12 protein-coding genes and 1 tRNA gene are annotated in these 13,659 nt (G+C 42.5%); 3 read left to right on the top strand and 10 right to left on the bottom strand.

The genetic code is table 11. From position 1 onward, the window contains the following. Window positions 1-28: 28 nt before the first annotated feature. Window positions 29-1,234, bottom strand: a complete 1,206-nt coding sequence (locus tag C9J48_RS06115) for a C45 family autoproteolytic acyltransferase/hydrolase (RefSeq protein ID WP_006229120.1) — start codon at window positions 1,232-1,234, stop codon at window positions 29-31. A gap of 134 nt (window positions 1,235-1,368) precedes the next feature. Between C9J48_RS06115 and C9J48_RS06120 the strand changes: the two genes are divergently transcribed. Then, window positions 1,369-1,779, top strand: coding sequence for a transcriptional regulator (locus tag C9J48_RS06120; RefSeq protein WP_006229119.1), 411 nt, complete (start codon window positions 1,369-1,371; stop codon window positions 1,777-1,779). Here C9J48_RS06120 and C9J48_RS06125 read toward each other — a convergent pair. Together C9J48_RS06125 and C9J48_RS06130 are read right to left on the bottom strand one after the other, a co-directional pair. Beyond that, complete coding sequence (locus tag C9J48_RS06125) at window positions 1,776-2,633, bottom strand: SDR family oxidoreductase (protein ID WP_006229118.1); 858 nt, start codon at window positions 2,631-2,633, stop codon at window positions 1,776-1,778. The two genes, C9J48_RS06120 and C9J48_RS06125, sit on opposite strands and share 4 nt — an antisense overlap. A gap of 21 nt (window positions 2,634-2,654) precedes the next feature. Then, window positions 2,655-3,248 (bottom strand): hypothetical protein, encoded by a 594-nt coding sequence (locus C9J48_RS06130; protein ID WP_006229117.1) that lies wholly within the window; start codon window positions 3,246-3,248, stop codon window positions 2,655-2,657. A 145-nt stretch (window positions 3,249-3,393) separates the two neighbouring features. Between C9J48_RS06130 and C9J48_RS06135 the strand changes: the two genes are divergently transcribed. Continuing rightward, complete coding sequence (locus tag C9J48_RS06135; RefSeq protein ID WP_006229116.1) at window positions 3,394-3,951, top strand: TetR/AcrR family transcriptional regulator; 558 nt, start codon at window positions 3,394-3,396, stop codon at window positions 3,949-3,951. A gap of 80 nt (window positions 3,952-4,031) precedes the next feature. Here C9J48_RS06135 and selB read toward each other — a convergent pair whose 3' ends face one another. The 3 genes from selB to C9J48_RS06150 all read right to left on the bottom strand — a co-directional run bounded on the left by selB (window position 4,032) and on the right by C9J48_RS06150 (window position 7,700). Further along, the gene (selB, locus tag C9J48_RS06140) at window positions 4,032-5,852 is read right to left on the bottom strand and encodes a selenocysteine-specific translation elongation factor (protein WP_006229115.1); all 1,821 of its coding nucleotides are present in this window, start codon (window positions 5,850-5,852) and stop codon (window positions 4,032-4,034) included. Beyond that, window positions 5,849-7,276 carry an L-seryl-tRNA(Sec) selenium transferase gene (gene selA / locus C9J48_RS06145; RefSeq protein ID WP_006229114.1) on the bottom strand — a complete coding sequence of 476 codons (1,428 nt, stop codon included), beginning with the start codon at window positions 7,274-7,276 and terminating at the stop codon, window positions 5,849-5,851. Before selA ends, selB begins: the two co-directional genes overlap by 4 nt. 332 nt (window positions 7,277-7,608) lie before the next feature. Then, window positions 7,609-7,700: transfer RNA gene (locus C9J48_RS06150), tRNA-Sec, on the bottom strand. Between the two features lie 346 nt (window positions 7,701-8,046). Here C9J48_RS06150 and C9J48_RS06155 point away from each other — a divergent pair. Next, the gene (locus C9J48_RS06155) at window positions 8,047-8,469 is read left to right on the top strand and encodes a GrdX family protein (protein WP_006229112.1); all 423 of its coding nucleotides are present in this window, start codon (window positions 8,047-8,049) and stop codon (window positions 8,467-8,469) included. Between the two features lie 130 nt (window positions 8,470-8,599). Here the strand turns inward: C9J48_RS06155 and C9J48_RS06160 are convergent, their stop codons facing one another. The 4 genes from C9J48_RS06160 to grdD form a co-directional block, all read right to left on the bottom strand. Further along, on the bottom strand, window positions 8,600-9,898 hold the full coding sequence (locus tag C9J48_RS06160; RefSeq protein WP_081450073.1) for a glycine/betaine/sarcosine/D-proline family reductase selenoprotein B: 1,299 nt from the start codon (window positions 9,896-9,898) through the stop codon (window positions 8,600-8,602). Window positions 9,899-9,911: 13 nt separating this feature from the next. Next, a complete protein-coding gene (locus tag C9J48_RS06165; RefSeq protein ID WP_036802590.1) occupies window positions 9,912-11,204 on the bottom strand; it encodes a glycine/sarcosine/betaine reductase component B subunit in 1,293 nt (430 codons plus the stop codon). Window positions 11,205-11,275: 71 nt separating this feature from the next. Beyond that, window positions 11,276-12,322, bottom strand: a complete 1,047-nt coding sequence (gene selD, locus C9J48_RS06170) for a selenide, water dikinase SelD (protein WP_081450072.1) — start codon at window positions 12,320-12,322, stop codon at window positions 11,276-11,278. A 137-nt stretch (window positions 12,323-12,459) separates the two neighbouring features. Continuing rightward, the gene (grdD, locus tag C9J48_RS06175) at window positions 12,460-13,656 is read right to left on the bottom strand and encodes a glycine/sarcosine/betaine reductase complex component C subunit alpha (protein ID WP_006229107.1); all 1,197 of its coding nucleotides are present in this window, start codon (window positions 13,654-13,656) and stop codon (window positions 12,460-12,462) included. Window positions 13,657-13,659 lie beyond the last annotated feature (3 nt).

The following is a 13,659-nucleotide window of genomic DNA, read 5'->3' on the forward strand; positions in this document are numbered from 1 at the left end:
GTAACCCGTTATTATTTAAATCACACTACTATTGAGCATTAAAACAGACCTTTTTGAAATCGTTCCACTCACCCACACCTGGCGCCACTTCTATACAACCTGCTTTTGTATCCATTACCGCAGTTAACGTCGTAATAAAATCCGAACCGTACGCCGCATGCTGAGCAATTGGCTTAGTATTCAGCACATATTTAGCAGCATCAATATTACCTTCAGGGGTATTATCAATAAATTGTTGAGCAAAATCTGCACGCCACTCTGTATAGGCAGTCGCAATAGTACGTTCTTTATTTCTCTTTGGCATACCTATAGATTCTGCAAAAGCCTGCATAACGCCCGGACGCTCTGAATGGTTAGCATGACCAATTCCAGCATCACGCTTAATTACGTAATTACTCCCACTTAGCATTTCAACACCGACTGTATTGCCTTGGCGATCAGCAAAATTAAAGTGTGATGCCACCACCGTACGGTGTTTATCTAGAATTTTTATGGCTTCATCAACAGATTTGGCATATCGAACAATGTAATTTTGCAACGCACCTAACTCAATAGCCATTGATGAATCAAGACCAACCCCTTTAGAATCAGTCCCTTGAAAGTTGATCACCACACCTAGGTCTTTACCCATTGTTTGACCTGAGCCATAAAAGCCGGATGCCATAACTTGAATAAAATCATCGGCTTGCAGCACCCAATAATTCCCCCCAGATAAGGATGGGGTATCGTTCACCTGTCCAACCACACCGGTACCGTCAAAACTAACAGTAGTACAACCTCTTAGTGAAGTGTCCGCAGCAGAAGCTAGTGCCGCATCCAACTGACTAAGGGTGAACATCTTTTCAACCGTGATACCACCAACTTTTGCCAATGCTTCAACAATATCAAAGTACTCTGGATTTAATTTTCGAGAGTTCTCTAATACCTTTGTTGATCGTTTTTCAAACGAAGTTAACTCAATACCTGCTAGCTGATAAACATATTCAGCCTCCTTAATACCACGGCGAACTTGCTCACCAATTTGTGCTTCAAATATCTTTGCGTAATCAGCTGGCTGTACACCCTGAATATTAACTACTGGCATGTCTGTTTGCTGAACAAAATTCTCAGGCGCATAGTATGGTTGCTGTACATTCAAACCTTCCACTGGTTCTAATGAAATTGCACTCGCATTGCCAGATAACGTTGACAGTGCTGCCATCGCAGCAATAATCGTACGCTTAAAGGTAATCATAATTTAGTCCTCATCGATTGATAAATAACTTTAGCTATCCCGCTTTGTGTTGAGGACATAATAGCGATATACTTTTCCATTATTCGGACACAATACACCCGTTGATTCCAGAATATCGGAAAGCACAGGAAATTATGGCAGAGATAAAAACAGAAGGCTTTGAGTTCTTCGGCGTGGAAGAACGAGAATTTCGTATGATGGTAATTGAGCGTATTGAAACCATGATGGTTCATTCAAAGCTGTCTAAAAATACACTTGCGCAAAAAGCGAACTTGGGCCGCTCATCATTCTATGAGAAAATGGATCGTGAAGGACGAAGTTATTTTACCCTGCTCGATATGTTTCGTATTGCCAAAGCTCTTGATATCAGCATTCTGCAACTATTTCCAATGACAGAACTTGAACGACAGCATGGCGGGCAATTACCACTCTCGGCAAGTACGTTGAATTTTCTCGATCAAATGCTCGCAGCACCAAAAGAAGACATCGAGTTTCTGAGCAATTTCTATAAAGAGTTGCAAAAACGTGAACGGAGCAGTAATTAGCTAACCGCCTTTGTAAAGTAGTCCCCAAGCCTATTTGTGCCATGCCTTGGAGCAATAGCATCCTGCCCCATTACCGTTAAAAAAAACTCCGCAGGACCACCCCATTTTTCAGGAAGTCTTTTTACAACACTCAGTATCAAACCTCGCAGCCAATCAGGTAAACAGGTGATTTTCTCTGGTTTGTTTTGCGCAAGAAAGGCGAGCTTAGCAATGTCCTTGCCTGATAGAACCTCCGGCCCACCGACATCAAGTTCCCTTTCATCCCTATCTATCGCCTCAAGGCAGAAATTGGCAAGATCTTCCCCGTGAATCGGGTTCATTTTGACGTCGCCAGCACCAAACAAATAGACTCGTCCAGCCTTTGCCATCTGATAAACCTCTTCTAAATCTGAGAAAAATCCATTTGGTCTTATCACACAAGGTGTAAGATTTTCTGAACCCAGTAAACGCAGAGCGAAACGCTCTTTCACTTTTAACAGCCTAACAGAAGGGTACTTCTCAGCATTAAACGCAGAGACATAAATAAATTTACTAACACCTGCTCGTTCTGCCTCTTGCAGTAAATTAAGGTTGGCTTGGTAATCAACGTCCATGTAACCCAATCCGTCACGCTGTCTGGTGATACCCAAGCATGAGATAACGACATCAACCTCATCGCAGGTGCCGTGTAACTCCTCAGGTTCAGTCACCTGCGCTTCGATAACCTGATCGTCACGAGCACCAAGAGACAGCAACCTAGGTTTGTTTCTTGCTATTCCCTTAAACTCAACGTTCTCAGTTATCAACTGTTTAACAATGTGCGAGCCAAGATAGCCCGTTGAACCAGCAATTAAGATACGAGGGCGTGTTTTCATTTGATGTACCTCTCTCATGGTCTATTCGTACTCTGGTCGATATGGCTCTTCACGTAAGACATGACTAATCAATAGCTTTAGATAGAATAACGGCAAAAACCAATCCAATCCTTGTGGAGCTTCAAAAGAATATATGGCAAGAACAATGCTCAGTGCATAGAACGTTATGGCAACTGGCCGCTGTAAATAGAGTGGCGTTTGAAGGATAGTTACACAAGCAACCACCATGTAGCCGCCAACTAATGCAATCCACATCATGTCGAAATCAAGAAACGCCCAGCTAAACAGCGATAACTGAACAAAGTGCGTGCCAATAAAGCCCATGTGTTGCTTAAATCCTTGCCCTTCACGGTGGAACCACCTTTTGGCACTGGACGTCGAGTTAGTGATAATGCCACCAACGATATCCACCGTTAGCAATCCCGCAATAAGGTATTGCGACCATCCCCAGCCAAGCTGCCAATAGTACGCATAAGCAACCATGATAAAGCCAGCAATAAACGGTATATAGAGCTGTAAGTTTTTCTCTGCTTTGGTTGCCCCCGGACCAATTAGCTTATCAATCCCATAAAAGAATCCCTTTCTTGCAGGTGGTATATTCCAATCAATTTTCATAGCTAAAATCTCTTTTTCGACCAGTTGGTCTTTTAAGGTAGCGCGCTTTTATTTAGAGGTAAAGGTTTTTTAGTCCACTTGGTCAGCATAGGGGGTTTTGTGATACAATTCAGTTCACACTATTGGGTACAGCAGAGAAAGTGACATGCCAAAGATCGTTGATCACGATAAAAGACGTGAAGAGATTGCCCTGAAGGCAACAGAGGTTTTTCTTGAATATGGCTATAAGAATGTCGGTATGAGGCAGCTCTGTGAACAACTCGGAATGAGTAAAAGCGCGGTTTATTACTACTACAAAAGTAAAGATGAACTATTTCGTGCTGCGACTGAGGCTATTGTTAACTTCGATGCAGGCGCTCTAGCACACCAACCCTTAGTCGCTGAAGCTTCATTCGAGCAACGAGTCGAGAACTTTGTTTTGATCTATCAACAAGTAGCGCCACGATATTTTCAAGAAATGCAGCTAGTCTCAGACTATATCCAAGTCATTGGCTTAGAGAATGTCGCCGATGATCCTTGTATGGTTCTCGCCAATCAAAAATATACGGTGATGCTAGCTAGCTATGTCTCTGCCAACCATAGCCGTGAACTATATACACTAATGCTTGGGTTACTAAACCATCAGCTTATGATGGGAAAAGAACTAGGCAAGGAATATGTATCAGCACAGGTTAAGAGATATCTGGGTGAACCACATCGATAAAATCGGCTAAGAAAAAGGCTCACTATGCCTAGCAAGCCCTGTTTATACTATTTTAGGTTGGTATTGTCACTGCAGCAGAACTATTGCAACCGAAGTACTTGGCGCACGTTGTTGTCACGCTTAATCCAGCCATCAGATTCCATTCGATTCAGTACTGGAATCATATATTTTCTGGATAAACCCGCACATTCTCTTGCTTCTGCAATATCGAAGCGATCATCAATTTGGCGACCTTGAATAATGCCCGTTACTAAACTGTCGTATAAGTTTTTCTCAAAATAGATTTTACCCTCTAATGGCACAGCAAAACCTAATCGAACCAGATTGCGCAGTTCTTTTTGAGCCCCTGGTAATTTCTCTTTTTCTGCTTCAAAGCCTTGCTTTTGGGCTTCAACCATCTTATTTAAGATCTGTTTAGCAATAGAAGAAAGTTCTGCTTCATTACGCCCGTTGCCTAGTGAGTACAGATCGTCATTTTGTCTTAACTTACCATCAGCAACTAATTGCTTTAACAAGTCACTAAGAACTGGCACTGACATCTGCACTTTACCACTGAGTTCATTAACCGATAAATCGATTTTCTCGTGCTCAAGAGTCGCAACAATATGCTCGAAACTACTCTGATAGCACTCAGGGGTGAATAGCCATTCGCCACATTCTTGATATTGCTCTTTATCTGCTAGACCGCCCTTTTTCGCATACCCGTAAAGTGCCATGTTGAGTGTGACATAATCACGCCATTCTGGTTTTTCAGGTAAGTTCATCAGTAAGTCATAGAGCTTATTACGTAGTGGTTTAGGGACTGCTCCCGTCCATAAAATTCCACCACTATTTACAATATTGCTGCCGCCATGTTGGATCAGCAATAAACGTTGATTCCAAAAGCAGCAAGCAGGGTCTTTTAGGCGTAACCGCGCAAGGTTTGTTCCTTTAAACATGAAGATGGTGGCTAACGTATTAAACGTACCAAATGCGACCTCTACTTCGCTGTTGTTTCGACATTTTCCACGTTCAGGTAGTGCGTCTAACCGAACAATGAGCTCATCGGCAACAAAGGCACCTTCTTTCGATTCCAATAAACAGAAACCGCGTTGTACATCCTTTTTCTTGATCCCTTTCAAACCAATCGCGACACGTGAAACAGGGAATGCCGTTTGGATATTCTGATGGTATGACTGCAAACTCTTCACTTGTACTTCAGTGCCAGACGGTTGCATAACCAGTTTTTGACCCACATGAAATTCACCACCACACAAGCTACCCGTTACCGTTGTACCGACACCATTCACGGTAAATACACGGTCAATGTAGAGGCGTCCTGCTTGTTGCTGGCTTACTTTCTGCTTGCTATCTTGAAGTGCTGTAGCTGATGAATCTAAAGCTGGGCGAGAAAACGTGTCTAATTTTTGGCAAATATGGTGTTTAAGTGCATCGATGCCCAAAGATTGATGGGCCGAAACACTGAGAGAATCGGGAATAAAACCACCGATTTCTAAAAACTGCTCTAACGCTTCTTCTTCCACCAGTGCGAGCATATCTTTATCGACTAAATCAGACTTGGTTATCACAAGGGTGACATTTTCTATCCCCATTGCGGTGATAACTTTAAGGTGATCAGTCGACATTGGCATCCAACCTTCATCGGCAGCCACAACAAATAGCACCATGTCTAGGCTCCACACCCCAGCTACCATGTTGCGGATAAAACGTTCATGACCCGGAACATCAATAACCCCAACCGCTTCACCATTGTTATGCTTAAAAAAAGCAAAGCCGAGATCGATAGTCATACCGCGTTTCTTTTCTTGCGGTAAATGGGCCGTTTCAATACCAGTAAGAGCTTTGATCAGTGCTGATTTACCATGATCGACATGGCCAGCAGTACCTACGACATAACTCATATTGCAACCTCCACTTTCTTCACATCTGTTACGTTAGAACAAGATCCTGTGAGATCCATCTCGAGCGGAAGATCGAACAGTGCCGCCAATTGCTGTCGAAGGTATGTGATTTCATCATCACTAATTGTGGCAAGATTTAGTTGTACCCTATCGTGCTTAATAACCCCGATGGCAGGCAGTGGCCAATTACGCATAACCTCTAACACTTTATCAGCAGATAAGCTGATGGCATTCACTTCTACCGACAACGATGGGCTTTGTTGATCAGGTAACGATCCCCCGCCAACCGTCATTTCAGATCGCACTATACGTAATCGTTCACCAAAACCTTCCACCAACTGTTGGGCTCTATTTTCGAGTGTAACTTCAGCTTGAGTGATAGAGCGTTCAGCAATACCTTGACCCGTTTTAAGCTGATTTAATTTGCGCACCGCCAGTTCTTCTAATAAGGAATAGACGATACGGCTTGGTCTGAAGGCACGCATCATCGGGTTTTTCTCTAAACGTTGAATTAACGACTGCTTGCCCGTCACCATGCCAGCTTGTGGACCACCAATGATTTTATCACCTGAAAAACAAACCAAGTCAGCACCCGCTTTTATGTAGCTCATTACGCTGGGTTCATCGGGTAAATTTTCTGTTGTTGTACCCGAGCCCTGATCAACGGCCAATACCACGTGATCAGGTAGCAGATCGGCAAGATCTTTAATATCTGGCGATTGTGTAAAGCCGCGGATCTTAAAATTGGAAGTATGAACAATGAGTACCATCGCGGTATTGTCAGTCACTGCATCAAGGTAATCATCAACAGTGGTGATATTGGTTGTACCCACTTCCACCAGCTTGGCACCCGATAGCGCTAAAATATCAGGAATACGAAAACCGCCACCAATTTGAATTTGCTCACCACGCGACACAATAACTTCTTTGCCTTTCGCGATTTCATGCAACATTAAATAAATGGAAGACGCATTATTATTAACGACTAACGTATCTTCACCTTTGACTAAATAGTGCATTAATTGCTGCAAAAGCCCTTTACGTTTACCGCGCTTACCCGTGGTTAAATCTATTTCTAAATTACTATAATGCGTATTCACTTCGGTTACCGCTTGCCATACATCAGCATCTAACGGCGAACGCCCTAAATTTGTGTGAACAATCACGCCCGTGCCATTAATAACACGCTGTAAACGTTGTTGATTGACTTGCCAGCATGCACATTCGATTCGGCTATATAGTATTTCAAGTGAAAAAGGGACGTGCTCAGGATTACGTAAATGATCTTTTTTATATCCATTCACTTGCTCTCTGACAAGGTCAGCCACAACAGGTTGACTCAAGCGCTCGATATATGGCGATAGAAAGGGTTGCTCTAACATTTTACCAATTTGAGGTATCGCAGATAAGGCGTTTACAGTCATAATTAAAACCTGTTTTCATCAATCACATTAAATAACTATTCATAGTTATTTAATAAGACTCACTGAACAAATATTAACCTAACCGTTAAGTATTTATGGACGATTTAGTATGAGCTTATTTATAATTGGTGCGAGGACAGAAGCGAAGAAAACAGTATTTTTAATAGACAATGAAACACTGAATCGAAGACTGTGAACGGTGTCATTTAAGACCACACCATGCCACCTTTCCTCTTTAAGAAGAATAAAATATGCATATTTTTCACTCTATGCGTATTTTAATAATTGATTGGTTTTTTATTTTAATAGTAAATTTTAATACTATTAAAATTTGGCGGAAGGAGCAGGAATCGAACCTGCCAAAGCCTATTCAGCTCACGTCGGTTTTGAAGACCGGGAGGGCCACCAGACCCCATCCACTTCCGTATTTCGATGGGTTAAATATACATATTAAGATGATGATTTAGAAGTGATAAAACACAAAACCGTGACGTCATAGCCAAAGATAGTAAATGCCTGATTTTATTTCTAATTTAGCCTACTGAGTAACATTTTTAATGTGCGACTTAATGTACTCATCATTGCATATAAACACCGATTTAAACTGTCAAAAACAAGTCATTAACACATAGCAATCATTATAGTTACCGCATTAAAAAAACAGCGTATAAATACGCCACTTTTATATAAAACAAGACATGGCAACACAACATATCTCATCGTATATTTTATAATTACAGACAAGTTATTTATATATTAGGAATATAATCTTGCGATTAGATAAGTTTGAAATCATTACGAACAACCCTTTAGTTTGTAAAACGATTAGTCGTATCAATCATACACAGGAGAACACCTTGTATGATGTATTAACTGTTGCTAGAGATCGTATTCATCTTGGTGCAAAAATAATTTCTCATCCTCTCGCGGGCAGTGTTAAACCGCATGAAACACCTTATAGAAGTATTATATTAAGCCATTCCAATGACGAGCTTGATTTCCAGTCACTGAATACGCTAGAACAAGCAATTGAGCGCTATCAAGTGCTATGTAAAAACAACCCCGGTCATTTAACACTGACATCAGCAAACATTGTTGAACGTTACGAGGAAAAGAAACGCAATGATTTCCAGCTTATTGATTGCCAGCTGATCAAATCAAGCTTGAGTTCATTTGGCTTACATCTGGACTAATACCAATCTAAATAAGAATCTGATCATCCTTGCTGCTTTACAAGTAGTGCGTATTTTTTTCTTAATCTACACCTACAAAAAGACCTGCATCTGCAGGTCTTTTTTTATCTACTGTATGATTTACATTTGCTTAGAATACAGTTTGCTCTGAAATATCAGTTTGAAGTGCCACTAATGATTTCTCAACAATTTGACGGCGATTATACAACTCTTCTTCAGGTTGCATCGCTGGATTACCCAATGGATATGGGATCGCAATTGCTGGAACAATACGGTTAGCACCAACTGTTTTAGAGATAGGAACTACTGTTGCTATGTGAACTACAGGCATTACTTTTTCGATTTCTTTAACCATCGTTGCGCCGCAACGTGTGCAAGTGCCTCAAGTGGAGGTGAATATAGCGGCAGTCACCCCTGCTTGTTGTAGTTTCATCGCAATTTCTGCACCATATTCTTTTGACTTAGCAACCGCAGTACCGTTACCGACTGTGCTGTAGAACATGTTGTGCAGGCTACCAATGACACCTTCGCGTTCCATATCGCGTAATACGTCAACAGGTAAAACACGGTTCGGGTTATCGTTACATGCAACAGGGTCGTAACCACCATGTGCTGTTTCATGTGTTGCACACGTTATTGTGTCTAACCCTTCAATGCTGTACTCACCGTACTTTGATGCACTTGATGATTCGATATGGTCAGGGTTACCTTTTGGTACCACACCACCCGATGTAACCAAGGCAATTTTAGCTTGGCTTAATAGCCCAATCGCTGGTTGAGGGTCTACACGGTCAAATACCGGCATTGGGTATTCAGTCGTAAATTCAGGACCCGCAAGTTTAGCAATCAACAAATCAACCGCACGCGTTGCACCACGCTTTTCAGCAAAGTAGTTCACACGAATACCGCGAGGCATGTAGCCTTCTTCCGCAGGGTCGCCTAGCTCACCGTCGGTTTCAATAAAGCGATTGATCAACTTCACCATTGCAGGAATAGCTTGGCGCATACTTGCCGCGCTGTTGCCAGTTTCTGCCATGTAAGCGTATTGACCAAATAGCTCGTAGCCTGGGTTTTCGACGTACATGCCTGAAATAGTTTTAATACCCATTTCATGAGCAACTTTCGCTACCGTACCACAAGCCATACCATAACGACCGGCGTTAAAGGCAGGGCCAGCAACAACAAGATCTGGCTTTAGTTGAGCCAAGATTTCTTGCAAGCTATGGCAGCAAAGGCTTTCATTTTCGTTTAGGTATGAATCACCACAGATAATGGTATGCGTTACTTCTGCCTTGTCTTTCAACATAGTATTGATTTGAGAACCAACACCCACAGAACCTTCAACCACTTCCATTGGAATGTGGGCCATTTCTTCGCCACCCTTTTGGGCAAAAAACTGGTTCAAATAATAAACAACTCTAAGTGTCATCTGACTATCCTCTTTAACAGGCTTTGGTTGTTAGGAAATGGAAACCTAACTCGCTTGTCGCGCCGATAATGGCTTGAAGTTCAACCGTAATCGAACCATCTTCATGTAAGCTTCCGTTAAAGCCACCCGCAACGATATCTGCATAGCGATCATGACCGATAACACGGTTCATCGCTGGCAACGTAATTAGCTGGTTAGCATTACCGTTTGTTACAACAGCATCTGCACTCTTATGTGAATCAGCAAGTGATTGGCTTTCACCGTTTTGTCCTGCGTATTCATCGGTTAACAGTACAGTTTGGATACCTGCTGCTTCGAGTTTTGAACAGTTCATCATTAGATCAGCATCTGGGTTACCAAAGCCTTCTTCACTGACGATTGCTGCATCCCAACCCATTTGTTTAGCAAGCTTAACCACAAAGTTTGAGGAGCGTTCTTTGTCACGTAATGTGACATTTTCGTTAGTCACAATCACACCCATGAAGTTGTAATCAACACCATGGTGGCGATATAAATCATAAATCACAGGGCTGTTCTGGTGTACATAGCTGGTGTTTTTATCACAAGCCGATACACAGTTACCGCTAATGATTGCCCCGTCCATAACTTCAGTTGGGTACATCAATGTTGGTAAAATACCTTTCACATCTACGCCGTAGTAGTAGGTATCATGCAGTAAGCCTTGGCTTTGTAGCATGTATACATAACCGACTTTAGGCAGTGTAGGATGTTGTGCCGCTTGCTCTAGCAATGGCTTGGTTTCGTATGTTTCGATTTCGTCAGGTGTAATATGCTCACCTAACTTACCAATCCAACGTCCTGCTTCTAACCCAACAAGGCGTACAACGGCTTCATGATCATACTGATTACAGCTTTCTTCCACTTCACATTGAATAACTAGGTTCAATGTTCTTGAGAATGGGGTGAACTCTGCACCCGGACCGCTCATGTCGATGATGCCTTCTTGGAAACCAACGATTTCACCCGTTGTTACCACTGCCATACCTTTTAATACATGGGTACGACCTTCACCAACCATGGTTTCTTCACCCAGATGACGACCTGGGAAAATATCACCACCGCCAGACACTTTTACGCGAGGTTCAATGGCATCTTTCACTGGCATAATACGAGTACTATCACCAGGTTTTGCAATGCTTAGCTCTATAGAACGAATACGGTGGTCTAATTCACACAAGTAACCTTTCAGTGCGTGCTCATCAATTACTACCGTGTTTTCTTTAATTTCACTGGTTGACCCAAAAGCCAAATCGCGAATATTAATATTGCCTAATTCGAGTTTCATTTGTTTCTCCAAACAAGCGTCCATTGGGGGAAGTCTGTCGCCTTCACAAATTGTGTATCAAGAATGGTGCATCAAGAAACTTTGATGCCACGTCCTGATTCGGCGTAGCCAACCACCCAACATGATTCTCCAGTATTGCTAAATTCAAGTAATAAGGATTCGAGACAATCTTTGGGTACTGTTGCTAGCAAACCGCCAGAGGTTTCTGGGCAGCATAATTTTTGTTGCCAGCTTTCATCTAATTCAGGTGCAAACTCAATATCATCTTTATAGGCTTCAAGGTTACGATTCGCGCCACCAGGGAAAATACCTTGTGCTGCGTAATCTTCTGCCCCCAACAAAAATGGCACTTGGTCAGCAATGAAATGCATACATACATCGCTTTTTTCTGCCATTTCTAGGGCGTGGCCTAGCAATGAATAACCGGTTACATCAGTACATGCTTTAATTGGGTACTTAACAAAAATCTGAGCCGCGTTGCGATTGAGTTTTTTCATACTGTCGGTTGACGTTTGAATCGACTCTTGGCTCGCTTTGCCTCGCTTGGCTGCGGTAGAAATTACGCCAGTACCTAAAGGTTTAGTTAGTACTAATACATCCCCGCTTTCAACAGCGGCTTTGGTTTGCACTTTTGATGGATGAATCATACCCATAACCGATAAACCAAATTTTGGTTCATCGTCTTCCACTGTGTGGCCACCAACCAGTACTGCTCCAGCTTCACGGACTTTATCCGCACCGCCTTTCAGTATCTGACCAACAACCTCTTGTGGAAGATCTACTGGGACGCAAAAAATATTCATCGCTAATGTTACTTGTCCGCCCATGGCGTACACATCGCTTAGTGCATTTGCAGCTGCAATCGCACCAAAGTCGTAAGGGTCGTCAACAATTGGCGTAAAGAAATCCAATGTTTGAATAACCGCAACATCATCGTTAATTTTATAAACGGCAGCATCGTCACTTACCGCCAGCCCAACCATTAAGTTGGGGTAATCTTGTTCGGGAAACAGGGGTGAAATGGTCTGCAGAACCTGCGCCATGGCCTTAGGGCCTATTTTGGCCGCTCACCCTGCTTTTTTGGTCATCTGCGTTAGACGCATTGCTTTATCTGTCATCTCTAATTTCCTTAGAAGTGGACGGTAAGAGCGCATACCGTTTATTCAATCAATGTTTTGCGCTCAGCGTATGTTTTGATTCTTATCGTGTTTTTTATCTAATGCTTTATCTAGTATGTTTATCGCTAAATAAAACCTTATAAATATTTCGCTTCTACCAATTTGGCTTTAGCGGCTTCTTTATCTTCTTTGGCAACCAGAATAATGGGGCCTGTACATCCCATACCCGTGCGGGCAAAAATGTTCATTTTCCATAACACCTGACAAGCATCTTCAATCTCTAAAATATCAATGCCGCCAATATCGGTATCGGTCACTTTTTCAGGAGGGGAAACAACATCAGCCTTAACATCTGATTTAGCGTCAGTAGCAACAGGTTGCTTGTATTTATTAACTAAATTGTTAATGCCAGCTAATGATGCAGCTTCCCATTCTTCATTCACTCGCTTCATTACCCCTCCCTTTGCTGCATCTGCGCATAAGCGGATTGCGCCAGCAACAACAGGAGCACCAGAAGCGCGTGAAATAATGCTAACTAATTGCCCATCAGCACAGCCATCCTTGCTTAACCCCGGTCCATAACCAAAGCCAGATGCTTCAAAGCTGCCGCCAGTAGTAAAAGATGAGAACATCTTCATCAGTAAGTTGCCGGTTAAGCTGTCTGTTACCATGACATCCGGTGTACCGCGTAATAAATCATTACCACGCATTGCAATACCACCATCAGCCCTAGACGAGTCAGCAAAATGAATATCATAACCAGCCTGTTGCAGCTCTTTTAAGCCACGTTCGCACTGGGCTGCACCATCAATATTCAACACACCAACACTTGGTTTTTCAATGCCACTCGCTTTCGCTAATGCAATACCGTAAATAGTATTTTTCAACAACGCAGCTTGACGATTCGTGTCTGATGTACCAGTAGTTGAGGCGATAAACATTTCACGACCAGTTCCTGGCGTAACAACTTTACCCATCGTGCTCACCCCTAACGGGAAGGCATAATGCAGTGTCACACAACCATCGATTTGTTTATCAGCAAATAACTGCTCCATCACTTGATGACATTCAGTTAGCTCGCTTGCAGGATGATGTTCAAACTCACCCGCTTGCTCACCACCAATTAAAACAAGTTCGATATCACTATATTGGCGTGACACAAGCTGCGCGCCATGAAGCAATTCAGCTTCACCTAACTCGCTACCAATAAGCGTTAAACCAATACGTGTTTTACGAGCACATTGCCCAGACAATAAGCCATCGGCCATCGCATTGAAGGTATCAGAAAGTTGTTGATTGATGTGTTGATTGCCTTGTTGATTGGCATTTTGCATAAC

Origin of the sequence: Photobacterium profundum (genome assembly GCF_003026285.1) — a bacterium.
GTDB lineage: Bacteria > Pseudomonadota > Gammaproteobacteria > Enterobacterales > Vibrionaceae > Photobacterium > Photobacterium profundum.

What these genes read in the sequence shown, in the direction of transcription:
- selA (WP_006229114.1), bottom strand. Translation starts at nt 7,276, where the DNA reads ATGACTGTAAACGCCTTATCTGCGATACCTCAAATTGGTAAAATGTTA.
- selB (WP_006229115.1), bottom strand. Translation starts at nt 5,852, where the DNA reads ATGAGTTATGTCGTAGGTACTGCTGGCCATGTCGATCATGGTAAATCA.
- C9J48_RS06120 (WP_006229119.1), top strand. Translation starts at nt 1,369, where the DNA reads ATGGCAGAGATAAAAACAGAAGGCTTTGAGTTCTTCGGCGTGGAAGAA.
- C9J48_RS06130 (WP_006229117.1), bottom strand. Translation starts at nt 3,248, where the DNA reads ATGAAAATTGATTGGAATATACCACCTGCAAGAAAGGGATTCTTTTAT.
- C9J48_RS06125 (WP_006229118.1), bottom strand. Translation starts at nt 2,633, where the DNA reads ATGAAAACACGCCCTCGTATCTTAATTGCTGGTTCAACGGGCTATCTT.
- C9J48_RS06135 (WP_006229116.1), top strand. Translation starts at nt 3,394, where the DNA reads ATGCCAAAGATCGTTGATCACGATAAAAGACGTGAAGAGATTGCCCTG.
- C9J48_RS06115 (WP_006229120.1), bottom strand. Translation starts at nt 1,234, where the DNA reads ATGATTACCTTTAAGCGTACGATTATTGCTGCGATGGCAGCACTGTCA.
- C9J48_RS06165 (WP_036802590.1), bottom strand. Translation starts at nt 11,204, where the DNA reads ATGAAACTCGAATTAGGCAATATTAATATTCGCGATTTGGCTTTTGGG.
- grdD (WP_006229107.1), bottom strand. Translation starts at nt 13,656, where the DNA reads ATGCAAAATGCCAATCAACAAGGCAATCAACACATCAATCAACAACTT.